Source organism: Nonomuraea sp. NPDC049750, assembly GCF_040659625.1.
Lineage (GTDB): Bacteria > Actinomycetota > Actinomycetes > Streptosporangiales > Streptosporangiaceae > Nonomuraea.
In genome coordinates this window covers 70,452-96,339 of the sequence record NZ_JBFANB010000023.1, presented here as the reverse complement: position 1 = coordinate 96,339, position 25,888 = coordinate 70,452, and the positions used below count along the sequence as shown (strand labels likewise).

27 protein-coding genes are annotated in these 25,888 nt (G+C 68.7%); 10 read left to right on the top strand and 17 right to left on the bottom strand.

All coding sequences use genetic code 11. The annotated features are described in order from the left end of the window. Positions 1–22: 22 nt before the first annotated feature. The 4 genes from AB0J16_RS41825 to AB0J16_RS41810 are packed head-to-tail and all read left to right on the top strand — an operon-like array spanning position 23 to position 2,580. Positions 23–652 (top strand): hypothetical protein, encoded by a 630-nt coding sequence (locus tag AB0J16_RS41825; RefSeq protein WP_358550550.1) that lies wholly within the window; start codon positions 23–25, stop codon positions 650–652. After that, positions 649–969 carry a transcriptional regulator gene (locus tag AB0J16_RS41820; RefSeq protein ID WP_357962348.1) on the top strand — a complete coding sequence of 107 codons (321 nt, stop codon included), beginning with the start codon at positions 649–651 and terminating at the stop codon, positions 967–969. The genes AB0J16_RS41825 and AB0J16_RS41820 overlap by 4 nt, the downstream gene beginning before the upstream one ends. Continuing rightward, on the top strand, positions 966–1,847 hold the full coding sequence (locus AB0J16_RS41815; RefSeq protein WP_358550548.1) for an ABC transporter ATP-binding protein: 882 nt from the start codon (positions 966–968) through the stop codon (positions 1,845–1,847). Before AB0J16_RS41820 ends, AB0J16_RS41815 begins: the two co-directional genes overlap by 4 nt. Continuing rightward, the gene (locus AB0J16_RS41810) at positions 1,840–2,580 is read left to right on the top strand and encodes an ABC transporter permease (protein ID WP_358550546.1); all 741 of its coding nucleotides are present in this window, start codon (positions 1,840–1,842) and stop codon (positions 2,578–2,580) included. The genes AB0J16_RS41815 and AB0J16_RS41810 overlap by 8 nt, the downstream gene beginning before the upstream one ends. A 110-nt stretch (positions 2,581–2,690) precedes the next feature. On the opposite strand, the gene AB0J16_RS41805 is transcribed toward AB0J16_RS41810, so the two are convergent. Both AB0J16_RS41805 and AB0J16_RS41800 read right to left on the bottom strand, forming a co-directional pair. After that, positions 2,691–3,932: a trypsin-like peptidase domain-containing protein gene (locus tag AB0J16_RS41805; RefSeq protein ID WP_358550544.1), complete on the bottom strand. Its 1,242-nt coding sequence runs from the start codon at positions 3,930–3,932 to the stop codon at positions 2,691–2,693. 252 nt (positions 3,933–4,184) lie between these two features. Further along, the gene (locus AB0J16_RS41800; RefSeq protein ID WP_358550542.1) at positions 4,185–5,798 is read right to left on the bottom strand and encodes a hypothetical protein; all 1,614 of its coding nucleotides are present in this window, start codon (positions 5,796–5,798) and stop codon (positions 4,185–4,187) included. A gap of 462 nt (positions 5,799–6,260) precedes the next feature. On the opposite strand from AB0J16_RS41800, the gene AB0J16_RS41795 reads away from it, so the two are divergent. The 3 genes from AB0J16_RS41795 to AB0J16_RS41785 all read left to right on the top strand — a co-directional run bounded on the left by AB0J16_RS41795 (position 6,261) and on the right by AB0J16_RS41785 (position 7,685). Next, positions 6,261–6,500 carry a hypothetical protein gene (locus AB0J16_RS41795; RefSeq protein WP_358550540.1) on the top strand — a complete coding sequence of 80 codons (240 nt, stop codon included), beginning with the start codon at positions 6,261–6,263 and terminating at the stop codon, positions 6,498–6,500. Between the two features lie 124 nt (positions 6,501–6,624). Beyond that, the gene (locus AB0J16_RS41790; RefSeq protein ID WP_358550538.1) at positions 6,625–7,434 is read left to right on the top strand and encodes a DUF1963 domain-containing protein; all 810 of its coding nucleotides are present in this window, start codon (positions 6,625–6,627) and stop codon (positions 7,432–7,434) included. Continuing rightward, positions 7,428–7,685: a DUF5713 family protein gene (locus tag AB0J16_RS41785; protein WP_358550682.1), complete on the top strand. Its 258-nt coding sequence runs from the start codon at positions 7,428–7,430 to the stop codon at positions 7,683–7,685. Before AB0J16_RS41790 ends, AB0J16_RS41785 begins: the two co-directional genes overlap by 7 nt. Positions 7,686–7,788: 103 nt before the next feature. On the opposite strand, the gene AB0J16_RS41780 is transcribed toward AB0J16_RS41785, so the two are convergent. Next, on the bottom strand, positions 7,789–8,454 hold the full coding sequence (locus AB0J16_RS41780; protein ID WP_358550536.1) for a DUF4352 domain-containing protein: 666 nt from the start codon (positions 8,452–8,454) through the stop codon (positions 7,789–7,791). Between the two features lie 413 nt (positions 8,455–8,867). Here AB0J16_RS41780 and AB0J16_RS41775 point away from each other — a divergent pair, with 413 nt between their 5' ends. Further along, positions 8,868–9,206 carry a hypothetical protein gene (locus AB0J16_RS41775; RefSeq protein WP_358550534.1) on the top strand — a complete coding sequence of 113 codons (339 nt, stop codon included), beginning with the start codon at positions 8,868–8,870 and terminating at the stop codon, positions 9,204–9,206. A 14-nt stretch (positions 9,207–9,220) separates the two neighbouring features. Here the strand turns inward: AB0J16_RS41775 and AB0J16_RS41770 are convergent, their stop codons facing one another. The 7 genes from AB0J16_RS41770 to AB0J16_RS41740 form a co-directional block, all read right to left on the bottom strand. Next, on the bottom strand, positions 9,221–9,748 hold the full coding sequence (locus tag AB0J16_RS41770) for a VOC family protein (RefSeq protein ID WP_358550532.1): 528 nt from the start codon (positions 9,746–9,748) through the stop codon (positions 9,221–9,223). Positions 9,749–9,841: 93 nt separating this feature from the next. Continuing rightward, on the bottom strand, positions 9,842–10,744 hold the full coding sequence (locus AB0J16_RS41765; protein ID WP_358550530.1) for an SDR family oxidoreductase: 903 nt from the start codon (positions 10,742–10,744) through the stop codon (positions 9,842–9,844). A 66-nt stretch (positions 10,745–10,810) separates the two neighbouring features. After that, positions 10,811–11,959 carry a thiolase gene (locus AB0J16_RS41760; RefSeq protein WP_358550528.1) on the bottom strand — a complete coding sequence of 383 codons (1,149 nt, stop codon included), beginning with the start codon at positions 11,957–11,959 and terminating at the stop codon, positions 10,811–10,813. Next, on the bottom strand, positions 11,956–12,342 hold the full coding sequence (locus AB0J16_RS41755; RefSeq protein WP_358550526.1) for an OB-fold domain-containing protein: 387 nt from the start codon (positions 12,340–12,342) through the stop codon (positions 11,956–11,958). Before AB0J16_RS41755 ends, AB0J16_RS41760 begins: the two co-directional genes overlap by 4 nt. Next, positions 12,339–13,178 carry a MaoC/PaaZ C-terminal domain-containing protein gene (locus AB0J16_RS41750; protein ID WP_358550524.1) on the bottom strand — a complete coding sequence of 280 codons (840 nt, stop codon included), beginning with the start codon at positions 13,176–13,178 and terminating at the stop codon, positions 12,339–12,341. The genes AB0J16_RS41755 and AB0J16_RS41750 overlap by 4 nt, the downstream gene beginning before the upstream one ends. A gap of 89 nt (positions 13,179–13,267) precedes the next feature. Continuing rightward, positions 13,268–13,921, bottom strand: coding sequence for a response regulator transcription factor (locus tag AB0J16_RS41745; protein WP_358550522.1), 654 nt, complete (start codon positions 13,919–13,921; stop codon positions 13,268–13,270). Next, positions 13,899–15,050 (bottom strand): histidine kinase, encoded by a 1,152-nt coding sequence (locus tag AB0J16_RS41740; RefSeq protein ID WP_358550520.1) that lies wholly within the window; start codon positions 15,048–15,050, stop codon positions 13,899–13,901. The genes AB0J16_RS41745 and AB0J16_RS41740 overlap by 23 nt, the downstream gene beginning before the upstream one ends. A 168-nt stretch (positions 15,051–15,218) precedes the next feature. On the opposite strand from AB0J16_RS41740, the gene AB0J16_RS41735 reads away from it, so the two are divergent. Further along, a complete protein-coding gene (locus AB0J16_RS41735; RefSeq protein ID WP_358550518.1) occupies positions 15,219–17,063 on the top strand; it encodes a serine hydrolase domain-containing protein in 1,845 nt (614 codons plus the stop codon). 556 nt (positions 17,064–17,619) lie between these two features. Here AB0J16_RS41735 and AB0J16_RS41730 read toward each other — a convergent pair. From AB0J16_RS41730 to AB0J16_RS41700, 7 genes are all read right to left on the bottom strand, one after another. Then, complete coding sequence (locus AB0J16_RS41730) at positions 17,620–19,155, bottom strand: AMP-binding protein (RefSeq protein WP_358550516.1); 1,536 nt, start codon at positions 19,153–19,155, stop codon at positions 17,620–17,622. A gap of 140 nt (positions 19,156–19,295) precedes the next feature. Continuing rightward, positions 19,296–19,892 carry a hypothetical protein gene (locus AB0J16_RS41725; protein ID WP_358550514.1) on the bottom strand — a complete coding sequence of 199 codons (597 nt, stop codon included), beginning with the start codon at positions 19,890–19,892 and terminating at the stop codon, positions 19,296–19,298. A gap of 133 nt (positions 19,893–20,025) precedes the next feature. Further along, positions 20,026–20,808, bottom strand: coding sequence for a MetQ/NlpA family ABC transporter substrate-binding protein (locus AB0J16_RS41720; RefSeq protein ID WP_358550513.1), 783 nt, complete (start codon positions 20,806–20,808; stop codon positions 20,026–20,028). A 51-nt stretch (positions 20,809–20,859) separates the two neighbouring features. Then, on the bottom strand, positions 20,860–21,516 hold the full coding sequence (locus AB0J16_RS41715) for a methionine ABC transporter permease (protein WP_225291457.1): 657 nt from the start codon (positions 21,514–21,516) through the stop codon (positions 20,860–20,862). Between the two features lie 37 nt (positions 21,517–21,553). Then, entirely contained in the window at positions 21,554–22,498 is a 945-nt protein-coding gene (locus AB0J16_RS41710) for an ATP-binding cassette domain-containing protein (RefSeq protein ID WP_358197367.1), read from the bottom strand. Between the two features lie 272 nt (positions 22,499–22,770). After that, the gene (locus AB0J16_RS41705) at positions 22,771–24,066 is read right to left on the bottom strand and encodes an alpha-amylase family glycosyl hydrolase (RefSeq protein WP_358550511.1); all 1,296 of its coding nucleotides are present in this window, start codon (positions 24,064–24,066) and stop codon (positions 22,771–22,773) included. Next, positions 24,050–25,306 carry an FUSC family protein gene (locus AB0J16_RS41700; RefSeq protein ID WP_358550509.1) on the bottom strand — a complete coding sequence of 419 codons (1,257 nt, stop codon included), beginning with the start codon at positions 25,304–25,306 and terminating at the stop codon, positions 24,050–24,052. The genes AB0J16_RS41705 and AB0J16_RS41700 overlap by 17 nt, the downstream gene beginning before the upstream one ends. Positions 25,307–25,416: 110 nt before the next feature. Here AB0J16_RS41700 and AB0J16_RS41695 point away from each other — a divergent pair, with 110 nt between their 5' ends. Next, complete coding sequence (locus AB0J16_RS41695; RefSeq protein WP_358550507.1) at positions 25,417–25,884, top strand: MarR family transcriptional regulator; 468 nt, start codon at positions 25,417–25,419, stop codon at positions 25,882–25,884. Positions 25,885–25,888: the final 4 nt, after the last annotated feature.

Below are 25,888 nucleotides of genomic sequence, written 5' to 3'. Positions count from 1 at the left end.
TTTGAGGCTAAGAGGAGTTGTCATGGTAGACGATGGCGAGCAAGCCCCCAGCCCGGAGGAGACTCTGCGCCTCATCGAGGAGCAGCGGGCCGCCACGGTGCGAAGGTTCAGGGGTGATCCCCTGTTCCTGTACATCCCCTGGGGCGTGGCGTGGTTGGTCGGCTTCACCTGCTTCTTCCTGCACTACGGGCTCGACGGCAAGCCGTACGCGCCGATCTCCCAGACGCAGGCGCTGGCCGTCCTGATGATCTCCATGGTGATCGCCGGCTCCCTGGCCGCATACGAGATCACCAGGATGAACTCGGGCGTCCGGGGCGAGAGCTCGGCCAGGGGCACCATGTACGGCTACACGTGGTTCGCCGGGATGGTGGTGATGTCGATCATCGCCATCCGGGTCAGCCCGATGCTGCCGGAGGCGGAGGCCGGCCTGCTCTGGTCGGGCATCTCCATGCTGGTGGTGGGCGTTATGTACATGGCCGGCGGCGCGATCTTCCTGTACTGGCCGATGTTCTTCGTCGGCATCGGCGTGACCGCCGTCAACGGCCTGGGCGTGCTGCTCGGCCCCGGCTGGCACGCCCTGCTGACGGCGGTGCTGCTCGGCTTCGGGCAGATCGTCGTGGGCCTGTGGTGGCGACGGAGGCAGTGCCGGTGACAGCCGGTGACGTTCCGGAGCTCGATCCGGTGATCCACGCGCAGGCCAGGCTACGCGTCGTGGCGACGCTCAACGCGATGGGCGGCGGCGACGAGATCGCCTTCCCGGCGCTCAAGGATCTGCTCGGCATGACGGCCGGCAACCTCTCGGTCCACCTGACCAAGCTCGAGGAAGTCGGCTACGTCCAGATCACGAAGACGCACAAGGGCCGTACCCCGGTCACCTATGTCTCGCTCACCAAGCGCGGCCGGGTCGCCTTCGACGACTACACCAAGGCGATCCGCGCCCTACTCGACTCCGCAGGAGGCACTTCATGACCATCCTCGCCAGAACGGTGGAGGTCACCCGGCGCTACGGCGACGTGCTGGCGCTCGACCGCGTCTCGCTCGACATCAGGGCGGGAGAGCTGGTCGGCCTGCTCGGCCCGAACGGCGCGGGCAAGTCGACGCTGATCAACCTGTTCGTGGGCCTGCGCAAACAGACGTCCGGCACGGTCGAGCTGCTCGGTGGCTCCCCGCAGGATCCGGTGGTACGCCGAGGCATCGGGGTCACGCCGCAGGAGACGGGCCTGCCCGAATCGCTGAGAGTCGGCGAGATCGTCGACTTCGTCTCAGCCCATTACCCGGAAAAGGCTGACAAAGGGGAGTTACTCGCCCGGTTCGGCCTCGACGACCTGGTCAAGCGGCAGATCGGCGGCCTGTCCGGTGGCCAGAAGCGGCGGCTGGGCGTGGCGCTGGCCTTCGCCGGCAACCCGCGGATGGTCTTCCTCGACGAGCCGACCACCGGCCTCGACGTGGAGGCCAGGCGCGCGCTCTGGGACGGCATCAAGGACTTCCATGAGGGCGGCGGCACGGTCCTGCTCACCAGCCACTACCTGGAGGAGATCGAGGCCCTGGCCCAGCGGGTCGTGGTCGTCGGCCACGGCCGGGTGCTGGCCGACGACACCGTGCGGGCCGTACGCGACATGGTGGGGGTGCGGCGCGTCTCGCTGGTCGCCGAGAACCTGCCCGAACTGCCCGGCGTGCTCGCCAGCGAACGTGCGGACGGCCGGATCAACCTGGTGACCACCGACCCCGACCGGCTGGTCGTCGAGCTGGTGCGGAGCGGCACGCCGTTCTCCGGTCTGGAGATCAGGCCGACCTCGCTCGAGGAAGCCTTCCTCGCCATCACCGCCAAGGAGACCGAGAATGTCTAGCCTGATCCTGGCCCACACCCGCTACCTGATGCTGGAGCAGATCCGGGTGCCGATCGGCCTGGTCGCCAGCTCGTTCTTCCCGGCCGCGTCGATGCTGGCGTTCGTGGTGCCGTTCACGGGGGACGATCCGGTGGCCGCGACGCGGGCGACGGGGTCGATGATGATGATCGGCGCCATGTCGGCCGCGCTCATGGGGCTCAGCATCACGGTCGCGCAGGACCGCGAGCTACCGTGGAACCCCTACGTGCGTACGCTGCCCGCTGGACCGTTCCCCCGCTTCGCCGGGCGGATCCTCACGACGATGGCCACGATGCTGGTGTCGACGATCCCGGTGGTGGTGATCGCGGCCCTGTTCACCACGGCGACCATCACGGTGCCCAATCTGCTGATCGGGCTGCTCGCCCTGCTCGGCGGGGCGGTGCCGTTCATGCTGATCGGCCTGTTCCTGGGCTTCGTGCTGGCTTCGAAGGCGGCCATCGGCGTGTCGCAGGTCGTGTTCTTCCCGATCGCGATCCTGGGCGGGCTGTTCCTGCCGCCGCAGATCATGCCGGACTTCGTGCAGAAGGTGTCGCCGTTCGTGCCGAGCCGTGGCGCCGGGGAGCTGATCTGGGCCGTGACGACGGGAACCGCGCCGAACATGGTCGCGGTGATCATGCTCGGCGTGTGGACCGTGATCGCGGCACTGGCCGCGGGCTGGGCCTACCGGCGCGACGAGGGCCGCCGCTTCTCCTGAGATCCCGCTTCTCCCGGGATCCCCTCTACACCTGAGATCTCCTCGAACGGGGGGTGTGCCGCCGAGTCCGCAGCGATCTCGACGGCACACCCGTCCGTGAGGGGGTCCGGTTATTTCTTCTCTTCGAGGGTGACGGAGACGTTACTCGACTTTCCGTCCCTCATATAAGTGATCTGAACCTGTTGGCCTACTTTGAAACCTCTGACCTGGCCAACAACTGTATCTCCGCCCTCCACCGGCGTGTTGCCGATCTTGGTGATGAGGTCGCCCTGCTTCAGTCCGGCCTTGTCGGCGGGGCTTCCGGAGGTGACCTGGCGGATCAGCGCGCCGGGCACGTCTCCGGTGGCGTCGGTGACGCTCACGCCCAGGAAGGCGTGAGTGACCTTGCCACCGCTGATGAGCTGGTCGGAGACCTGCTTGGCGGTGTTGACCGGGATGGCGAAGCCGACACCGATGTTGCCGCTGCTGCCGCCGTTGGTGGCGATGGCGCTGTTGATGCCGATCACCTGACCGGCCGCGTTAACGAGCGCGCCGCCGGAGTTGCCCGGGTTGATGGCCGCGTCGGTCTGGATGGCGTCGCCGAGCGTCGTCGCCCCGCTCTCCTGACCCTGCTGCTGCTCCCGCTGCTGGCCCCAGCCAGGCGGAAGCTGCTGCTGCTGGTCCTGCTCGCCGCCGACGGTGACCGTGCGGTTGAGCGCGCTGACGATGCCCGCCGTGACGGATCCGTCGAGGCCGAGTGGGCTGCCGATGGCCAGTACGGCGTCGCCGACCTGAAGCTGGTCGCTGTCGCCGAGCGAGGCCTTGGTCAGGCCCGAGACGCCGTCGGCCCTGATGACCGCGAGGTCGGTGGACGGGTCGGTGCCCACGACCGACGCCTTGGCCGTCTTGCCGTCGTTGAACTTGACGGTCATCTGCCCGCCCTGCCCGGCGCCGACGACCACGTGGTTGTTGGTGAGGATGAGCCCGTCGTCGGACAGCACCACACCCGACCCCTCGCCGGTCTGCCCCTGGATCATCACGACCGAAGGCTGCACCTTCTGCGCGACCTGGGCAACGGTGAGCTGGTTGGAGGCCGCCTTGAAGACCGGGCTCGGCGCGGAGACGACTGTGGTGTCCTGGAACGCCGTGGCGGCGACGGCCCCCACCGCGCCGCCGCCCACGGCCACGGCCGCCAGGGCGAGCCCGGCGATCGTCTTCCGCCCGACGAAGAAGCCCCGCCTGGGCGGCTTGGGAGGCGGAGGCTGGTTCATGATCACGGTCTCTCGCCGGGGAAAGCCCCCGGCGGAGGGCGGCTGGTCGCCGAACTGGCTCCAGCCGCCGGCGCCCTGCTCGCGAGGCTCGTTCGCGTTCATCGTCATCTCCTCAAGTACCGATGACTCAAGAGTGCCAAGGAGCGCGTAAGTGCAGGTTAAGCCGGTGATCAGAACTGTATGAGAGGGTTGACGGCAGCCTTATCACAGCTGGTCACGGCCCGGTTATCCGGATGAACTTGGTCGGAAATTTACCTTCGAGGCAACCACACAGGTCAAGGACGGTTTGATCGGCCCTCACTCGCTCTACAGCAAGCCGGCTCCCGTCCCGCGCGACACTCTCCCGGGCCGCGCTCATCTGGCTGTCCGGTGGGACCTGTCAGGCTGGGCGAGTACCAGGTCGGGGAGTTCGGCGAGGATCGGGTCAGGGCCCAGTTCGCGGACGGGGATGTGATGCGCGGTGGCGGCCAAAGCGTACAGGCGCGGCGGGGTGAGCGGCCGGACCGCCCAGCACACCAGTTGCGCTGCGCGTTCTTCGGCACTGGGGGTGCGGGCGGGCCGCTCGTCGGTGGCCGGGACCGGTGGATCCACGGCCAGGAACGCGACCGGCGCCATCCGGGGATCTTCGCCGAGCGGACGCACCCGCGCCCACGCCTGACCGTCGCGCATGCTGAGCCGGACGTACGGTTGCGGGCACAGCTGCCAGCCACTGCGGCGCAGCCGGGAGGACGTCCTGGCCATCGGCGACAGCCAGTGATTGGGGATGAGCACGGCCGCGTGGCCGGGATGCCACAGCACCCCGCAATCGACGTCGGCCTCGTCCTCGGCGGCGCCGGCGTGGTCCGCGTACCCGGCGAGCATCGCCTCCAGGCAGGCGATGGTGTCGGCCGGCGTTTTGTGCCGGGCGATCAGGGCGCCGCCCCGATAGACCAGATACAGGTTCCTGGGGCGTTCGATGGTCAGGGTGGCCGGCGCATACGTGGCGTTGGAGGCGTGCGCGGCGTGGGCGGTGTGCGCGGCGTGGGCGGTGTGCGCGGCGTGGGCGGTGTGCGCGGCGTGGGCGGTGTGCGCGGCGTGGGCGGTGTGCGTCGACAGCCAACCGTCGAGTTCGCCGGTGACCGCACCCCGGCTCGCGATGCCCACGACGCGGTCGCCGGCGCGGACCGGCCGCACCGAGGTGCCCTCGCCGGAGGTGACGTTCACCGAGCAAGAACTGGGCGTTTCCATCACCACCCGGTCGGGTTCGTCCCCGAGCATCGACACGATCGCGGCGCTCACCTGGTGGTAGCCCTCCAGGATCCGCGGGGGCGCGCTTGGGTGGAGCAGCACGCCGCTGGGCGTGCCTAGGGGCGCGGCCGCTCGGGCCAACTCGGCCAGCCCGGCCAGCCCCGTCGGCCCGGCGGTCGGCTCGGTCAGCTCAGCCAGCCCGGCCAGCTCGGTCGGGTCGGTCGGGTCGGCCAGCCGGTCGAGTCCGGTGCCGGGAACGATTCCGAACACCCGAGTCTGGTCGTCGCCAGACACCACCACACCGCCGTCCCGCAAGGGCGCGTTGGCGGCCAGGTCGGTCAGGAGCTGGTCGCAGTAAGCGCAATCACGGCCCACCCCGACCGCCAGGATCGGCGTGCCAACTCGAGGGAACAGAGCGGCCCGCTGAAGCAGGTCACGCCGCAGCGCCCGCCCGCGCTCCTCGTACTCCTCGATCTCGGGATCACCGACCAGAATCGCGACCTGGTCATCCAGCGTGATGAGGCCCGCGCCCGCCCACACGCGCAAGCAGGAAAGGGCCGCCTGCCCGGGCGGTCCGTCCAGCCCGATCGCGACGATCTGCCGCAGCCAGCGAGCCGCCGGGGCGTTGAGATACGCCCCGATCGCGGTATCGGTGCGCGCCAGCACCGCCCCACCGGCCGCCAGTCCGGCCAGCACCGTCTGCCGCCCCCAGCCGATCTTCATCGACAGCGGCGCCTGCACACGGAGAGGTCGGGGGCGAGCGAGCAGCAGACCAGCCCTGGGCAGCATCGGCCTACCGGCCCAGCGATGCCACTACACAAGTCGCCTTCGGGTATGCATGCTTGGCCGGCGGTGTAGACCTGGGTGAAGAATTCTGGCGAGTCCATGCGAGGTGCTCCTTCACGTACTGGCGGCCATTGCGTTGTGCGAGGCCACAACCAGCGTCAATCACTGTAAGCATTCGGTCAATTGCATAAAGTTATGCAGGTCGGGCGTATCGGCCAACCCGCTACACACTTCTCCCCGAAAGGGTGAGGACCCGGGAAGCTCCTGCCGCCGCACCTCGCCTCATAGAGTGCAGGGATGGGGACCAACCGTCGGCTCCGCAGCCTTGTCGTCGGTGATACGACCTGGCTGTGGTCGGTACATCACAAACATGCCGAATGCCGCGAGATCCTCTCTCTTCATCGCGAGGGCACCGGTGTGACCCTGCGCCTCGTCTTTCGCGCGGGTCCCGGCCGCTATGTCGCCGAGGGACACTGGTACGCGGGCTCGGTCACGAATGGTCGCGGAGGTCTGCTCAACCTCAACGAGCCGGGGGTCGTCCGGCGACTCCTCGACGAGGCGGCGGCGCGCGACGCCCTGCCCGCAGCCCCCGGAGAGACGGAGCTGGACGGCTGGCCTCTCTTCGACGCACTCGTCAGCCGGGGCGACCGCCCTTGAACGTGGGCCGATATGAGCACGTCTGATCCCGTATGCCGCTAGCCCCGTTTTCCGCACATCGGGTTACGTGAAGATAGGTGTAACTCCTCTGCAGGACTCAGAGACGTGCGCTTGGATACGGTGCATGGATCTTCAGGATGCTTTGGCTGCCAATCGGGCATTGTGTGTGGAAGCGCTCGGAGAACGGCTTGGGCAGCAACTCACCGATCTGGCTCGGCCCGGGTTCGAACTGCGGCCTGCCACGGCCGGTCGTCCGGCGACAGGGATGTGCCGACTTGGTGGACCTGCGCTGCTGGAGCCGGGCATGGGATGGCCGGAGGCCGACGGTTCGCCGCTGAGTTTGTTCGCGGTTTTGGACATGGACGGGTTGGCGTCCTGGGTGGGGGATCAAGCGCCGGTACAGGCAGGAGTGCTCAACTTCTTCTATCTGGATCTGCCGCACAACCTCCAGTTGGACGACCCTCGGATCTGTGCGGTCGTTCCGGCGGATTCGATGAGGGCCGTCGAGGTCGCCTCGCCGGAGCCCTTGGTGGAGTTCGAGGTTGTGCGCCTGCATGCTTGGGGCGGGCTCTCTCTTCCTGGCCCGTATACCGAGTATTCCCCGGCGGTGTGGGAACGGTTCGAAATGGATGATGAGCTTCAGGAGGAGTTCGAGGAGAACTCCTTCAGATTCATGGTGAAGAGATTCGGGAAAGCCTGGCAAAACGATCCGGGGAGGCTGAGCGCTGACGAGCAAGCTTTCGGGTGGCCGCTGATGGAAACTCATCCGCTGAGGGCGCGGCTTGAAGAAGGGGATCGGCACCTTCTCACCCTATCCAGCAACCATGGGTCGTGGTGTTTCCCTAATGGTGGGTCGTTGATATTCTTCATGCCGGAGCGGGCGCTGCGGGATGGTGACTTTAGTCAGGTTTTCACTGAACCGGATGCCTGGTAGTCCACCAAGGGACGGACGATTTCGGCGAGAAAGGCCGGACCGGGCAGGAACTCCGAGATCTGCTGCAGCCGTCGGATCTGGCGGTGTTGTACCCGGCCACGGAGATCGCAACGGCAGAGTTCAACACGCTGGAGGAGGCGTTCGAGGCGGCCGGCAGTGAGGTCGAGACCGTCGCGCGAGAAGTGATCGCCGAGGACTTCTGGTTCGTGGCGTCGGCGTACGGTTTCGCGAACTCGGAGACCGCTCACTGATCGCGTCCGAAGCACATGCTGCGGCCCGACCTCCCCCGCTCCCAGCGGGAGCCGTACACGCCGAGACCCAAGGGAGGGACGGGCCTCCTCATCGTGCACACGGTCAGCGGTCGGCCAAGCTCAACTTGACTCCGTCAGAGAAGATGCTGTCGTGCAGCTCAATGCTGCTCGGTGTCATGCCCTTCGGCACATCGAAGAGGACGATTCCCTCGACACTGTTGCCCGGATTTATGTCCTCGTACAGGCTCTTGGAATCCTCCAGGTAAATGGCTGCCTCCGAGCTGGCTTCGTACTCCTTACCCTCGCTGTCGTACAACCTCTGGGCTCCCCCGTTGAAGGCTTGAGCCTCGTCGCCGACGTTCTTCACGGTGATGTGAACAAGCAGGAACTTGCCCTGCGCCCGCTTGCTCAGGTATTCGCCGCCGACTTTCGTGGCCGTTCCGATCTCGGTCACTTTGAAGGAGAACTTGCCGTCCCTCACGACCGTTCCGAGGCCAGGCGTCTTCGGTTCTTCCTGCTCCGACTTTCTGGGCTGATCGCTGGTCTTCTCGGCCACCGAGGTCGCCGGCTTGCCACTGCTGCCCACCGCGGCCACGAGGAGCGCGCATCCGCCGAACAACACGAGCCCGACAGCGCCGATGCAGAAGAGGATGAAGCCCGCGTTGCTCTTCTTGCGCGGCGGTGGAACTGGCGGGTAGCCGTAGCCTTGCTGTGGCCCGTACGGCTGATGGGGCTGATATTCGGGACCCTGCTCAAAGGGGGACGACATCGCAACTCCAGGTGCTGGGGGGAACGGGCAGGGGTTGAGACGTACCAGAGGCGCAGGTGGTTGGCGTTTCATGCGTGATCGGCATGTCTAAAAGTGGACACAGAGTAGTCACGTGCGTACAGCCGCGTGACCAAGCTTCGTGCGCGAGGTACGGCCCGCGGAGTCGACGAAGCTCGTCTACAACGGGTCGGTCGGCGATAGCTGAGCTAGCATCCAGGCCCTGAACGTCAGGCTTGCGTGGGGGCGGGTCAGCCGGATCCGGCCCACGGCCTGTGATCATCTGTTTGCGTCGGCCATTATCGTTCGCCTGGCGACCTCTGGCCTACGCTGTCGAGGTGACAACCGAACGCACGCATGACGATGCGCCCCAGCACCTCCCGAGAGTAGGCCACCGTCCTGGCGTCGGCGGTTGGATGCGGAAGATCGGCGGGGGAGCGCTCGCACTGTTCCTGGCCGCGTTCGCGCTTTTCGAGAGCGTCAAGTACGGTCTGCCGACCATGGTCGCCATGCTGGGATTCTTCGCTCTGCCGGACCTGGCACGGCTAGCCGGAGTCCGCCCGCCTGGACTGCCCTACCAAGCGGTGCACCGCGTGTGGGTCCCGCTGGCTATCGTGGTCGGCTACTCGCTCGGCCCGATCGTGTGGCCACCGCTTTTCACCGCCGGTCTCGGCTGGCTCACTCGCATCGCCGTCGAGCGAGCGTTCGGGCGTGGGCTTTCCACCTCGCACCAGAAGATCGGCCGTCTTGGGTGAAGTGATCGGCTCGGCTATCGAGGGCGGGTCCCCAACTGCTGAGAGATGCGCAGGAGATAGCCATCCGGGTCCTGCACCGCGAACTGGCGCACGCCCACGGCATCGACGCTCCGCTCGTACCAGCGCTCCTCCAACGGCAGCCACATCTCGTAACCGGCGGCAAGCAGCGCGGCGTGAATCCGCTCCACGTCATCCACCTCAACCGTCAAGTTGATCCCACGCCCATACGGGTGCTCCAGCTCCGCGCGCGGGTAGAGACGGTCCTGACTCCACGGCTGCTCCAGCATCAAGTCCGCCGCCCCGTCACGTTCCAGGTAAGCGAATCGCTCCTGGGGACGCTCATAGCGAATCTCGAAGCCCAGCAGGCGGTAGAAGGCCAGACTGGCCTGGATGTCGGAGCAGATCAGTTCAGGGACGAGTCGCGACATTTCGTCACTCTGGCAGTTCCCGAACACTCCAGCAAATCTCATCGTTGCGTAAAAGGGCTTCCCGGCAACCCCGTCGACCAGGCGATAAGGCGTCCTTACCTGGAGCAGGGTCACCGAGATCATCCCTTAGTCGCTCACAGCTCATACTCGTGGGGTCAGCGGACATCGACGCGCTCGGATGGCCTCAAGCCCGGCACGGCTACGACGTCAACCGGCGATCGGCCGACCGCTCATGTCTACGTTGGGCGCGGCCTTGGCGACCAGATCCGGGATCACACTGCCGAGGTCCGCGGCGTCCCAAAGATCCTGCTTGGTCACCTCCGGGCCGAGCCGCCACGCCTCGGCGACACCGATCCGCCCGCCGCCGACCTCGAACACCCGCCCGGTGACGGCGTCGCTCTCCGTACTGGCCAGCCAGGCCACCAGCGGCGAGACCTGCTCGGGCCCGAGACCAGCGGCGTAGTCGGCCGGCATGACGGCTTCGGTGAGCCGGGTGAACGCGGCGGGCGCGACGGCGTTCGCGGTCACACCGTAGCGGCCGAGTTCCGTGGCCGCGATGAGGGTGAACGCGGCGATGCCGGCCTTGGCCGCGCCATAGTTGGACTGGCCGAAGTTGCCGTAGATGCCCGAGGCCGAGGTGGTGTTGATGAGCCGGGCGCGCAGTGGCCGCTCGCTCTCCTTGGCCCGCGCGCGCCAGTACTCGGCGGCGAAATGGGTCGGCCCGGCGGTGCCACGCAGGTGGACCCGGATCACCGCGTCCCAGTTCTCCTCCGTCATGGACGCGATGGTCTGGTCGCGCAGGATGCCGGCGTTGTTCACCAGGACGTCCAGGCCGCCGAACTCGCCGATCGCCTGGTCGATGAGCCGCTTCGCGCCCTGCCAGTCAGCGACGTCGTCGGTGTTGGCGACGGCCTTGCCGCCCGCCGCCACGATCTCGTCCACCACCAGGCGCGCCGCGCCGGCGTCGGACCCGGTGCCGTCCGGGGCGCCGCCGAGGTCGTTGACCACCACGTGGGCCCCCTGCCGCGCCAGTTCCAGCGCGTGCGTACGGCCGAGACCGCGCCCCGCGCCGGTCACGATCGCCACCCGGCCTTCACAGATACCGCTCATATGGGCTTTGTCCTCCTGTTGTCGCGTTGTCCCGTTGTCGGGTCATTCGGGTTCAGGACCTGCGGTTCAGGGCCTGCGGTTGGACAGCACCAGGCTCCCCGAGGCCGCGAAGAACATCCCCACGCCCTGCACGAACCCGATCTCCACATCCGGCACCTGCGCGTCCGCCTCGCCCCTGAGCTGACGGACGGACTCCTGGATGGCGAACATCCCGTACATCCCGGTGTGGGTGTAACTGAGCCCGCCGCCGTTGGTGTTCATGGGCAGCGAGCCGCCCGGCCGGGTGTTGCCGTCGGCGATGAAGGCGCCCGACTCGCCGCGGCCGACGAAGCCGAGGTCTTCGAGCATGTACAGCGGTACGTGGGCGAAGGCGTCGTAGCACATCAGGTGGTCGATGTCCCCGTGGCTCACCCCGGCCGTGGCGAACGCCTCCGCGCTGGAGCGCCGGAAGGCCAGGCTGGAGCCCGGATCCTCCATCTGGGAGACCAGCGCGCCTTCGGCCGACTCGCCCGAGCCCAGCAGGTACACCGGCCGCCCGGGCAGATCGGCCGCCCGCTCGGCGCTGGTCAGCACCAGGGCGCCGCCCCCGTCGGTGACCACGCAGCACATATCCTTGGTGAACGGGTAGGCGATCACCGGCCCGGCCAGCACCTCGTCCACGGTCACGATGTCGCGGCGCATGGCGCGCGGGTTCTTGGCCGCCCACTCCCGCTGGGCCACCACCACCTGGGCCAGGTCCTCCCGGCCCATGTCGCGCTCGTGCAGGAAGCGCAGGGCGGGCAGGGTGAAGGTGGCGTACGGCAGCACCGCCCCGTACGGCATCTCGAACTGGCCCCCGGCGGAGGCCGCGTTCATGCCGTACTGGGGCACGCCCACGCGTGATCTGCCCGACTCGCCGTGCGTGATGAGCACCACGTCGGCAGCCCCGGCCGCGATCGCGGCGGCGGCGTGGCGGACGTGCAGCATGAAGCTGCAGCCGCCGACCATGGTGCCGTCCAGCCAGCGCGGCGTGATGCCCAGGTGGTGGGAGACCTCCATGGCCAGCGGGCCGGCGGTGGCGATGCCGTCCACGTCCGCCGGTGTCAGGCCGGCGTCCTTGAGGGCGCGGCGCGCCGCCCGCGCGTGCAGCTCGATCATGGAGACGTCGGGCAGTACGCCGACCTGCTCGGTCTCCGCCGCTCCGACGATCGCGACATCGCCTCCGTGCATGCTCATGCCGTCACCCCCTCCGGCTGGAAGACCGGCACGTCATCCTGGAAGCAGACCTGTAGCCGCAGGTCCAGCGGCAGGTTCTCCGGTGTGGGCTCGACGCCCACGATGTTGGTCATGAGGCGCGGCCCTTCGTCCAGTTCGACCAGCGCGACCACCGGCGACAGTCCCTCCAGGCCCGGCATCGGCCGCTGGTTGATGACGTAGGACACGAGGCGCGCCCGGCCGGACACGGTCACCCAATGCACCTCCTGCGAGAAGCAGTAGCGGCAGGCCGGGCGCGGGTAGAAGTAGTGACGGCCGCAGGCGCCGCAGCGCTGCACCCGCAGCTCGCCTTGGCGGGCGCCTTCCCAGTACGGCGCCGTCTCCGGCGTGGGCTGCGGCTTCACCCCGACACCCTGGTGAACACGCCGCGGTCGAGCACCACGGTGTCTCCCACCTTGGTGACGAAGCGGCCGTCGTCCCAGATGTGCACGGCGAGCTCCTGTCCGGGCACCACCGGAGCGGCGAAACGGGCCGACATCCCGCCGAACGCCGCCGGGTCCGAGTCGCACAGCGTGTGCAGCAGGGCCCGGCCGGTGAACCCGTACGTGCACAGCCCGTGCAGGATGGGCCGATCGAAGCCGGCGCGGGCGGCCAGCCACGGGTCGGAGTGCAAGGGGTTGCGGTCGCCGCTCAACCGGTACAGCAGCGCCTGGTCGGTGCGGGTCGGGTAGACGACGACGTGGTCGGCCGGGCGGTCGGGCCGCTCCCACGGGGCCGACTCGCCCCGCTCTCCGCCGAATCCGCCCTCGCCGCGGACGAAGATCCCGGTTCTGACCTCCACGACCGGCGCGCCGGTGTCGGCGTCGACGATCGTGGACTCCATGATGGCCAGCGCGCCGCTGCCCTTGTCGTAGATGCCCGCCACGTGGGAGGTCGAGCGCACCCGGCCGTCCACGGGCAGCGGGCCGGCCAGCCGAATCGACTGTTCGGCGTGCAGGATCTGCGCGAAGTCGAAGTCGCCCAGCTTGGGGCCGCCTCCGCCGCCGCCGAGCATCACGGCGAACGTGGGCAGCACCTGCTGGGCGATCCCGTGTGAGTTCTCGGTGGTGAAGGGCAGCTCGGCCAGCGGATCCTGCGCTCCGGCGCCGACCCCCAGGGCGTACAGGATGGCGTCCTTCGAGGTCCACGTGTGCTCGCCCGACTCCCAGGTCTGTCCGACGGCATCGAGGTTCATCGACATGTTCACTCCTTTCGCACCCGCAATGTATATAGACGAAAGCCGTCTGTAAAGACGTTCCAGATCTTTATTCGGGACGAGGCTGGGCTGAGTCAGTCGACCAGGCCGGCGCGGTAGGCGGCGATGGCCACCTGTACGCGGTTCGTGACGGCGAGCTTGTCGAACAGATGGGAGATGTGGCTCTTGACCGTGGCCTCGCTCATGTTCAGGCGGGCCGCGATCTCGGTGTTGGAGCGGCCGAGCCCGACCTCGGTGAGCACCTCGCGCTCGCGGGCGGTCAGGGCCTCCAGCCGGGCGAGCGCGTCACGGCGGCGCCGAATGGGCTGGTCAGTGGTGAGCCGGTGGATCAGCCGCCGGGTGACCCGCGGGGACAGCATCGAGTCGCCGCCGTGCGCGAGGCGGATCGCCCGGATCAGGTCGTGCGGCGAGGTGTCCTTGAGCAGGAAGCCGCAGGCCCCGGCCTCCAGGGCGGTGAAGACGTGCTCGTCGCTGTCGAACGTGGTCAGGATGATCACCGCGGGTGCCCGGTCGAGCCGGCGGATGGCCCCGGTGGCGGCCAGGCCGTCGTACCGGGGCATCCTGATGTCCATCAGGACGACGTCGGGCCCGAGGCGGCGGACCGCCTCGACGGCCTGGTTGCCGTCCTCGGCCTCGCCCACGATCTCCACGTCGGGTGCGGACTCGATGATGAACCGCAGCCCCGCGCGGATCAGCGACTCGTCGTCAACCAGCAGCGTCCTGATCATGTGATTCTCCCGGCGATGCGTCCGCGGCGTGCCACGGCAGCCGGCCCTCAAGACGCCAGCCTCCCGCATCGTCGGGCCCGCCGCGCACCCTTCCGCCGATCAGCCGGAAACGCTCCGCCAGGCCCACCAGCCCGACCCCGGCGCCGGTCTCCAGACTTGGCCGGCGCGATCGTTCGTTGACGACCGCGATCGTGACGCCGTCTTCCCTGCTCCCGGTCGCCGTGACCGTGACCGGGGCCCCATGGGCGTGCTTGTGCGCGTTGGTCAGGCCCTCCTGGACGAGGCGATGGGCGGCCCTGGCCGTCTCCGGCGGCCACGTGCCGATCTCGCCGTGCAGGGCGACGGTTGCGCCGACCGATACCCAGGAGTCCACCAGCCGCCGTAGGTCGGGGAAGCCGTCGTCGTCATCGTCGGGCCCGGCGCGCAGCACGCCGAGGATCTTGCGCAGCTCTTCGAGCGCCTCCTGCGCGCTGACCCTGATCAGCGCCGCCTCCCGCTCGACGCGCTCCGGCCCGGCTCTCGCGTTCACCTCCAGGCCGCCGGCGTGCAGCGAGATGAGCGTGACCTTGTGCGCGAGCACGTCGTGCATCTCCCGGGCGATCCGGCCGCGCTCGGCGGTCCTCGCCTGCTCGTTGCGCAGCCGCTGCTCGGTCTCGGCGCGTTCGGCGCGCTCGCGCAGCGATCGGGTCAGCTCGCGGCGGGCGGCGGCGTACGCCCCTGCCGCCAGCGTAACCCCCGTGGCGGTCACCGCCGAGATCAGCGCGTCCGTGCCCAACCGGCCGCCGTCCACCCACTGCTGGGCCAGGAACCCCGCCATGCCGATCGCCGCCAGCGCCAGGAAACGCGTGCCCGCGCCGGAGAACATGCTGATCAGCAGCGGCCCCGGGTTGCCCGACAGCACGTACGCGCCCGCCCCGACGACGGCCACCGCGACCGGCCACCGGCCCCGGAACCACACCGCGCCCGTGCCTGCCAGCCCGGCGGCGGCGATGACCGGTCGCGGCAGCGGCGCCCACGGCGTCTTGACCGCCAGGACGGTGAGGAACAGGCAGAGCGCCACGGAGGCCACGCTGATCGCGTGCGGCCCGAGCGCGGCCGACCGCCGCCGCGCCGCGCGGTACAACAGCATCGGTCCAGCGTAGCCAGGGCGGCGGCGCGCCACCTCATACCGGCGTCGGTGCCGGACGCCGGGCCGTCTCCGACTTTCGTCGGAGACGGCTATGGCCGCGATGGCGATGCGGCCGCCCCCTCGCCGGCCGCACCGTGGATGGCCTAAGACAGGGTTAGGAGCCGTCCTGTGTATGTCTTCCGTTCGATGCTCGTCGCGGTGTGCGCGGCGCTGACGATCCTCGTGCCGCGTCCCGCCACGGCAGCTACCGATATTCCGGACGAACGTGCTCTGGCAGACTTCTTCGACGCCGCGATGGCGGACGGGCTGGCGGCAAACCACGTGCCGGGCGCGGTCGTCTCGGTGGTGGGCGGCGGGAAGATCCTCTTCAGCAAGGGGTACGGGCTGGCCGACGTCGAGAACCGCAGGCCCTTCGACCCCGGCACCTCAATGGTCCGGATCGCCTCGATCACCAAGCTGTTCACCTGGACCGCGGTGATGCAGCAGGTCCAGCGGGGCAAGCTGGACCTGAAGGCGGACGTGAACCGCTACCTCACCGCGTTCCGGATCCCCGCGACCTACCCCCGGCCGATCACGCTGCAGGACCTGATGGACCACACGGCCGGATTCGAGGACCGCACGATCGGCGTGGGGGCGCGGAGCAAGGACGACGTGCCGCCCTTGGCCGACTATCTCGCCGACAACATGCCCGCGCGGGTGCGCCCGCCCGGCGAGGTGTCGGCGTACTCGAACTATGGGGCGGCGCTGGCCGGATACATCGTCTCGCGGGTGAGCGGGCAGCCGTACGACGAGTACATACGCGACCATATCCTCGACCCGCTCGCGATGCGGCACAGCACGGCCGCCGAGCCCGTCCCCGCCCCCTTGGCCGCGGATCTGGCGCGCAGCTACGACTACGAGGGCGGGGCGTACCTCCGCAAGCCGTTCGTCTTCGACAACCTCGCCCCCGACGGGTCGATCAGCGCCACCGCGAACGACATGGCCCACTTCATGATCGCCCACCTGCGGGACGGACGCTTCGGCGACCGGCGCATCCTCGACGAGCCCACGGGCCGGCTCATGCACCGGCGGACGTTCGCGGCCGATCCGCGCATCGACGGGTACGCCCACGGGTTCAAGGAGCAGACGCTCAACGGGCATCGCGTGATCATGCACGACGGCGGCTGGGAGCGCTTCGAGAGCGCGTTGCTGCTGGTGCCCGACGCCGACCTCGGCCTGTTCATCTCCACCAACAGTCCGGGCGGGACCGACGCCGCCACGAAGATCATTCCTGCCTTCTTCGACCGCTTCCTACCCGGAAAGCGCGCCGTGCCCGACGGCGGTGCTCCCGTCATGCCTGTCGAAGGCTTCTACAAGCTCACCCGGTCCGCCGAGTCCAGCATCGAGAAGGTGGTCGCCCTGACCAGCTCCACCCGGCTGTGGGCGGAGGGCGGGAAGCTCGTCTTCGGGGGCTCGACGTGGAACCCGCTGGGGCCCGGGCTCTATCAGCAGGACGGCGGTACGCGGCGGCTGGCGCTGGTGACCGGCGAAAGTGGTGTCGCGTACGTGGCCACGGACGGCCCCGCCTACCAACGCGTCCCCTGGTGGGACACCCCGCCGGTCAACGTCGTCATCGTCCTGCTGTTCGCCGTCACCGCCCTGACCGCCGTGCTCGGCCTGCCGGTGGCCGCTGTGGTCCGCCTGGCCAGGAAGCGTCCCGTTCCGCGTGCCTGGCGCACCGGGCGTGTCCTGGCCGGGCTCGCCGCCGCGGTCGGGCTGGTGTTCGTGGTGCTGTTCACGCTGGTCCTGACCGGCGACACGAGCATCCTGTACGGCGTGCCGGCCAACGTCCAGATTCTCCTGGTGCTGCCGCTGCTGGTCCTCGCACTCACCGTCGCCGGGGTCGCCACCACCGTACGGGCCTGGCGGCACGCGGGCGTCCTGGCCCGCGGCCACCAGGTGGTCGTGCTGGCGGGGCTGCTCGCCCTCCTCTGGTTCTGCCAGCACTGGAACCTGCTCGGCTGGCACCTGTGACCTCTCGACCGCCTGGCCGCCGGCGAGCGAGTCCGTACGCCCTCAGGACCGCCTCTAGCGCGCGAGCCGGGCCGCCTCCACCTTGGCTGCGTCGCGCTCGGGGTTCACCACCAGGGCGAACAGCAGCCCGCCCACGATGGCGATGCCGCCCATCAGCGCGAAGATCGTGGTGTAGCCCTCCGCGAGCGCACCCGTCGCCCGCGCGCTGTCGAGCAGTGAACCGGGCCATCCGCTCTCGAGAATGCGGAGGTCCGATGTGGCGACTTGGGATCGGGCTGCTTCGGCAGCCGAGCTGCGGCTTCGGGGAGCTCCACGATGGAGCTGCTCTGGGAAGCGGCGTGGGGAGAGATAGGTGGAGCCGCGGTTAATTTGGACGAAACACGTCTGCAATAAGCAAGCTAGGTCGTCTCACCAGCGGTGTCAATGGCAGCGGCAGCGCCCGTTCGGCGGCGGGCACGCGGTCGATCTTTAGCCGGATCTTGACAGAAAGTGGCCGGTCAGAGGTCAAGTACGAGCGCGGGCGAGGGCCCTGTCTCTACAGCCGGGGGACGGCGGCCTACGCGCCGGTGGGCCAGTACTCGTCCTTCAGCAACCGCTTGTAGAGCTTGCCCGTCGGGTGGCGTGGGAGCTCCACGCGGAAGTCCACCGACTTGGGACACTTGTAGTGGGCCAGTCGCGCCCGGCAATACTCGATCAGCTCCGCCTCCAGCTCCGGCCCCGCCTCGGCCATCGACACCGGCTGCACCACGGCCTTGACCTGCTCGCCCATCTCCTCGTCCGGCACGCCGAAGACGGCCACGTCGGCGACCTTCGGGTGCAGGCACAGGATGTTCTCCGCCTCCTGCGGGTAGATGTTCACGCCGCCCGAGATGATCATGTACGAGCGGCGGTCCGTGAGGTAGAGGAAGCCGTCGGCGTCCAGGTAGCCGATGTCGCCGAGCGTGGTCCAGCCCCTCCCCTGAGGGTCCTGGACGGAGCGGGTCTTGTCGGGGTCACCGTGGTATTCGAAGCGGGTGGAGCTGTCGAAGTAGATCGTGCCGTGTTCGCCGGCCGGGAGTTCGTCGCCGTCCTCGTCGCAGACGCGCACGGTGCCGAGCAGCGAGCGGCCGACGGTGCCCCGGTGCTCCAGCCAGTCCTGCGAGCCGGTGTAGAGGAAGCCGTTGCCCTCGGTGCCCGCGTAGTACTCGTGGATGATCGGGCCCCACCAGGCGATCATCTGCTCCTTGACGGGGATGGGACAGGGGGCGGCGGCATGGATGGCGCACTGCAGGGACGACAGATCGTACTTTTTCCTGATCTCGGCGGGCAGTTTGAGCATCTTGATGAACATGGTCGGGACGAGCTGCGAATGCGTCACCCCGTACTTCTCGACCAGCTCCAGATAGCGTTCGGGATCGAAGCGCTCCATCACCACGATCGTCGCGCCGAGCCGCTGGAAGCTCAGGCAATAGCGCAGCGGCGCGGCGTGGTAGAGCGGCCCGGGCGACAGATAGACGCTGTCGGCCGTCGGCGCGAACAGGCCCTGGATGAGCTGGAGCAGCATGTTCGGCTCGGTCAGCGGCGTACGCGGCAGAGGGGGCTTGACGCCCTTGGGCCTGCCGGTGGTGCCGGAGGAGTAGAGCATGTCGGAGCCCTGGCACTCGTCGGCGATCGGCGTGACCGGCTGACCCGCCACCGCCTCCTCGTAGGAGTCGTAGCCCTCGGCGGCGCCGTCCAGCATGAGGCGCAGCTCGACGCCGGGCGTCACGGCGGTGATCGAGGTGGTGACCTCCGCCAGGCTCGCGTCCGAGATGAACACCCGGGCGCCGCAGTTGTTCACGATGTACGCGAGCTCGTCGGTGCCCAGCCGGGAGCTGATCGCCGTGTAGTACAGGCCCGACCGCTGCGCCGCCCACGCGATGGCCAGGAAGAGCGGATGGTTGGGGAGCATGAAGGCGACGTGGTCACCCGGCCGCAGCCCGGCGGCGCGGAACAGGTGGGCCAGCCGGTTCGACTCCTCGTCCAGCTGCCGGTAGGTGACCACCTGGCCGGAGCCGGCCATGATCACAGCGGGTTTGTCGGGGGTGACGGCTGCGATGGCTCCCGGGTACATGACCGAACACTATTCGGGAACGTGCGCGCAATGCCAGCGATCTCGAAGGTAACGCCGGCGGCCCCGCGAGTAAGCGGCGACGGCTCGGTAAATACGGCGGAGCCGCGATCTCATCGTCGAGATCGCGGCTCGCTTTTTGCTCAGGCGGCGTGATACACGTCCTGCCACCCGGAGTGGAACCCTGTCGGTCCGTGCCGGTTGCCCCTGCTCACGTCCACAAAGATGTGGGCCGCGTCCTTACCCGAGAAGGAGAACTCCTCGGAGTGCCTGCCGCACGTGGAGAAGGACCTGAACGACGCGTGACCGTCGCTGCCGACGACCTTGAAGGTCTCCCACGCGCACTTGTCGCGGCCCCACCACTTGTAGTTGGTGAGAGTGCTGTCGACGGTGAAGAAGTAGCTGAACCGCCACTCCCACACGCGCTTCTTGATCTTCTTGACGACGAACTCGCAGTGCCTCTTGTGCGTCTTCTTATCGAAGGTGCACACCTTCGTCTTGACGAAGAACGTCTTCCAGTGCCAGAACTTGAACCGCTTCTTGTCCACGCTCACGTGGCCTTCCGCCTTGGCCTTGTGATCGCTGGAGAAGTAGGGTCCCCAGCTCGCGTCGTAGAAGCTCGACGAGGTCGTGGCTGGAGTGGCGGTGGTGACGGTGGTGGCAGTGGCCGCTGCCGGTGCGCCGACAGCCACCACGGTGGTGGCTGCGACGCCGATCAGGATTCGCGAAACGAATCGCACGAGGGCCTCCTCGGGAGAGGTATTGCTGACCCAGCCTTCGTACGTCTCACCGATTGCCATGCACTTTCAACCGACTTAACACCACAGGTCGCAGGATAAGAGGATTTTCCCGATCTTCCGGATTTATCGGTTATTATCCGGCAGCGATCACGGCACCGGCGTACTTCTGCTTGATGAATTCCTTGACCTTCGGGTCCTGAAGGAGCTTGCCCAAGGTCACGATATTCGCGTCCTTTTCATGCCCAGCGGACACGACCAGCCCATTGGCGTACGGGTTCCCCTCGGCCTTCTCCAGCACCAGGGCTTGCGAAGCGGGCTTGAGGCCGGCCTCGATGGCGTAGTTGCCGTTGATGACCGCGGCGTCGACGTCGTCGAGCGAGCGGGGCAGCTGCGCGGCCTCCAGCGGCTTGAACACCAGCTTCTTCGGGTTGTCGGTCACGTCACGCTCGGTCGCCGCGGTGCCGGCGCCGTCCTTGAGCTTGACCACGCCGTTGTCGGCGAGCAGCTTGAGCGCGCGGCCCAGGTTCGTGGCGTCGTTGGGCACGGCCACGGTGCCACCCTGCGGCAGGGCGGTGAGCGCGGTCACCTTCTTGGAGTACAACCCCAGCGGCTCCAGATGCACCGGCGTCACGAAGCTCAGCTTGGTGCCCTTGGAGGCGTTGAAGTCGTCCAGGTAGGGCTTGTGCTGGAAGAAGTTCGCGTCCAGCTGGCCCTCGCTGAGCTGTACGTTCGGCTGCACGTAGTCCGTGAACTCCACGATGTCCAGCTTCAGCCCGGCCGCGGGGGCCAGGTTCTGCTTGACGAAGTTCAGGATCTCGGCGTGCGGGACCGGGCTGGCGCCCACCTTCAGCACGGTGTCGGCCGACTCGGCGGTCTTGCCGGTCGCTCCCTGCGACGTTCCGCATGCGGCGAGCAACAGGGCAAGTGCAATAGCGCCCACAATGGTCCGAAATTTCATTATTTTTCCTTACTTATGCGATAGCCGACGGGCGACCAGGTCGCCCAGGCTCTGGATCAGCTGCACCAGCACGACGAGCAGCACGACAGTGACGATCATGAGCAGGGTCTCGAACCGCTGGTACCCGTACCTGACGGCCAGGTCCCCCAGCCCGCCCCCGCCGATGGTCCCGGCCATGGCCGAGTAGCCGATGAGCGCGACGACGGTGACGGTCACCGCGGCGACGAGGCCGGGCAGCGCCTCGGGCAGCAGCACCTTGCGCACGATCGTCGTACGACCGGCGCCCATGGCCTGGGCCGCCTGCACCACGTCGGCGCCCACCTCGCGCAGCGCCGTCTCCACCAGCCTGGCGAAGAATGGCACCGCCCCCACGGTGAGCGGCACGACCACGGCCGCGGTGCCGATGGTGGTGCCCACGACAAGCCGGGTGAAGGGGATGATGGCGATCATCAGCACGATGAACGGCAGCGACCGCCCCACGTTCACCACGACGCCCAGCACCGACTTCAACGCCGGCGCCGGCCGCAGCCCGCCGCGATCGAACACCACGAGCGCCACGCCCAGGGGCAGCCCGAACAGCACAGTGAAGAGGGTCGACCAGCCGACCATCTGCGCGGTCTGCCCGGCCGCCTCCCAGAGCAACGGCCCCATCTCATCCCAGGTCATGCCGACTCCCCCGTGCTATGCCGTACAAGAAGCTTCGTCATGACACCAGCACTCCCCGCGAGCGCAGGAAGTCCAGCGCGCCGGCCTCCTCGCCCCCCGAGAAGGACACCCGCAGGCGCCCGACGGCGCCACCCGCGAGGTCCTCGATCGAGCCACCCAGGATGTTCACGTCAACGTCGAACTTGCGCACCACCTCCGACACGACCGCCTGCCGCGGGTCGCCGGTGAAGGTGAGCGTGACCGAGCCCGCGGGCGCCGGTTCGGGCAGCGGGAAGATCTCGCGCGTCAGTCGCGATCCCGGCGTCCTGATCAGGTCGGCGATCGTGCCCGACTCCTCGACGCGGCCGTCCGACATGATGGCGACCGAGTCGCAGACGCTCTTGACGACGTTCATCTCGTGGGTGATCAGCAGGATCGTCAGGCCGAGCTCGGTGTTGAGCCGCTTGAGCAGGGCCAGGATCGACTGCGTGGTGGCCGGGTCGAGCGCCGAGGTGGCCTCGTCCGACAGCAGGACCGACGGGTTGCCCGCGAGCGCCCTGGCGATGCCGACGCGCTGCTTCTGCCCGCCCGACAGCTGGTTCGGACGGTCGCCACCCCGGCCGCCGAGGCCGACCAGGTCGAGGAGTTCGGCGACGCGGCGCTCCCGCTCGGCCCTGGGCACGCCCATGACCTCCAGCGGGAAGGCGACGTTCCCGGCGACCGTGCGCGAGGAGAGCAGCGCGAAGTGCTGGTGGATCATGCCGATGCGCTGCCTGGCGCGATTGAGCTCGCCGCTGCGCAGCGCGGTCAGGTCCTGCCCGGCGACGGTGACGGTGCCCGCGGTGGGGCGTTCGAGCAGGTTGACGCAGCGCAGAAGGGTGCTCTTGCCCGCGCCGCTCTGACCGAGCACGCCGTAGATCTCGCCTTCGCGTACGTGTATGTCGACGCCGTCGAGAGCGACGGTGTTCCCGTACACCTTGCGCAGGCCGGACGCCTGAATCACGAAAAATCCCCACCACTAAGAGCGGCAGCACGCCGCTGGAATCGACATCGTTGGAGGCCCGCAGGCAGGCGGTCTAACGGGTGCCGGGGTGGAAGGGCAGGTGGCTCAACCTGCGCAGCACGAAACTGGGAGTAAGCAGCATGGGTGACCTTCGAGGAGGGACGGCTGGTTAGCGGACCTGGCAGCCCATGGCGGACATTCGCCCCATACAGCAACATCCGGCGCCGCGGCGGGCGCTCTGGTCTGTCACGTATGCCTCGTTCACGCCATTGTTAACGGCCCGACGACTTCCCGCTATTCCCTACTTCCTCGGTGACCTGCGTCACGACACTCCAGCTGTGCGCAGGGACGACGGTCGGATCGCTCACGCCGTGCCGCGGCTCGGCCGGGTCGGCCCGGCCGATCGGGAAGTGGTGCGGCTGGTCGCCGAGGTTCAGCAGCGTGACGATCTCCGCCCTGTCGCCGCCGCCGTCGCGCGGGCGGGAGCGGAGGGCCACAGCGGTGTTGGTCAGGTGTTCGGCGGTGGTACGGGCTCTGACCAGCCACGGGTGGCGCCTGCGCAGGCCGATGAGCCGCTGGTGCAGCCGGTAGACCTCGATCCCGTCCGGAGCGAGGCCGCCGGGCTCTGCCGGGAACTCCGGCCTGATCGCGTCGTCACCACCTGCCCGCTCCTCCTTCAGCCCCTGGAACGCCTGCTCGTCCCCGTAATAGACGCTCGGCAGGCCGCCGACGGTGAAGAGCACGGCCAGGGCGTGGCCGAGGTGGAGGGGGTTCTCTAGCCGGGTGGCGAGCCTGGTGACGTCGTGGTTCCCGACGAAGGTGAGGGGGACGAAGGTGTCCAGCAACCCGTCGTGGCGGTCGAGGGCCCAGGCCAGCTCGAAGAGGTTCCGGTCGTTCAGGGAGCTCCAGATGGCCTTCCACAGCTCGTACTGGGTGACGGAGTCGAGTCCCGACTCGGCGACATATCCGGCATAGTCGCCGTGGATCACCTCGCCGCCGAACCACGCCTGCGGGTGCCGCGCCCGCACCCCGGGCAGCACTTCCCGCCAGAACGACGCCGGGACGGCATAGGCCGCGTCGAGCCGCCAGCCCGCCGCGCCGCGGTCGAGCCAGTGGTTCAGTACGGCGGCGACGTGGTCTCGCACGGCCGGTTCGGTGTGGTCGAGCGCGACAAGCCCCGGATGCCCCTCGAACACCTCATAGCCGTCGGGCCCTTTCCTGAACCATCGTTCGTCAGCCTGGAACGATCGGCCGACGTGGTTGAACACGCCGTCGAGGATGATCCGGAGCCCGCGCCGCCGCGCCTCGGCGACGAGGGAGTCGAAGTCGGCGTCGTCACCGAGGCGCGGGTCGATCCTGAAGTGATCGACGGTGTCGTAGCCGTGGGTCTCGGCGGCGAAGATCGGCCCGAGCTGCAACCCCGAACAGCCGAGCTCCACGACATAGTCCAGCCACGCCTCCAGGTGGCGCAGCCGGTGCCGCACACCAGCCTGGGCGGCGGCCGGGGCTCCGGTGAAGCCGAGCGGGTAGACCTGCCACCAGATCGCATGGTCAGTCCACGATGGCACGTACGCTCCTCTCCCGGCGTACTGTCCAGGGTAGATAGCCGATCCCCAGGGCCAGCACGCAGCCTATGACCGTGTCCGCCAGCCGGTACCCGATCGTGGCGGGGGCCACTCTTCCACCGCCCTCCATGAGCAGCAGGACGAGCGGCGTCATGACGGTCGCGTACAGGGTGTACTGGCGCTCCTTGAGCACCGGGCGGACCGCGGCCAGCCCCGAGACGAGCAGCACGAACAGCCACGACGGCGGCACCCACAGCAGCACGGCGGACCCGGCCAGCACTCCGGCGGCGGTGCCCGCGGCCCGCTCGATCGCCCGCCGCAGCGCGCCGTCCAACTGTCGCCTGACCACGATCACGACGGTGACGGCGATCCAGGAGGCGTTCGGCTGCGGCCACACCAGGCTGATGACCTCGGCCGCGGCCAGGCAGGTGGTCAGGCGGATGGAGTACTGCCAGCCGCGCACGGTCCCGAGCGTCCGCCACCAGCGCTTCAGAAGCGCTCTGCTCGTGGGCGCGGGACCCGTCCGCCCCTCCTGGGGTGGTCGTCGCGTCCGGGCGCTCAGCGCGGTGAGCGGTGAGGGGGCTGGCGCGGTGAGCGGTGAGGGGGCTGGCGCGATGGGCGGCGCGGTGGGCAGTGTCGTGGGCAGTCCGATGGCTGGCGCGGTGGGCAGTGCCGTGACGAGGGCCGTGACCAGTAGACCCCAGATCGCCCCTTCGGCGAGCAGTACGGCGGCGGCGACGGGAGCGGCGGCCTGGGCGCCCAGGCCGGTCGTGATGACCATGAAGACGATGAAGCGCGTGGTGTGCTCGGCCATGGGACGACTCATCCCGCCCACCACCGCCACCACGGCAGCGACGAGCACGACGGCCACCGCCGTGATCCAGCCGTGTCCACCGGCGACGACACCGACGAGCCCCGCCCCGGTCGTGGCCACCAGTGCGCAACCTCCGCACACCAGCCCCTCAGCCAAGGAGGCGCCCCTGGCGGGTGCGGCGACGCCGTCGGCGCGTGTCGTACCCACCAAGCCTCCACCCACGGAAGCTCCGGACACCACCGCCCGGCCTCCACCCACGGAAACTCCGCTCACCACCGCCCGGCCTCCGCTCAGGGAAACCCCGCCCACGGCGAGGGCGCCAATGGCGGCCAGTGCGCCCAGGTCGGGGTGCCCGGCGGCGACGCCCCACGCGACCGGGCCGCCGAGCCCCAGCGCGGCGGCGATCATACGTCGCGTCTCGATCCCCACGTCGGCACCTCCCGACGCGGGAGCCTAGCACCATCTATACGCATTGCGTAGTAAATAAGAGATGAATACCGAGCACAGGCGAATATTTAGTAAGTGCTATCGTAATAATCATGGACGACGAGGAACTACGAGCCACGGCCGTGTCACTCCGCCGCGCAGCCGTCGGCCTGGCGCGGCGCCTGCGCGAGGAGCGCCCCGCACACGGCCTCGGCGCCCTGGCCCTCTCTCTGCTAGGGCACCTGCACCGGCGCGGCGCGATGACCGCCGGAGAGCTGGCATCGGCCGAACACCTCCAACCGCAGTCCGTCACCCGCGTCCTGGCCGCACTGGACGAGCAGGGCCTGATCCGCCGCTCCCGCGACGAGGACGACCGCCGCCGGCACCACATCGTCCTCACCGAACGCGGCACCGCGATCCTCACCGAGCAGGCCGGCACCACGGACGTGTGGCTGGCCCAGGCGATGGCACAGCGGCTCACCCCGGCGGAGTGCCGCATCCTGGCCGTCGCCGCCGACCTGCTCGACCGGCTGCACGCTTCCACGGGCCGATCAGACCAGCCGTACCCCTCTACCTCCTGATCAG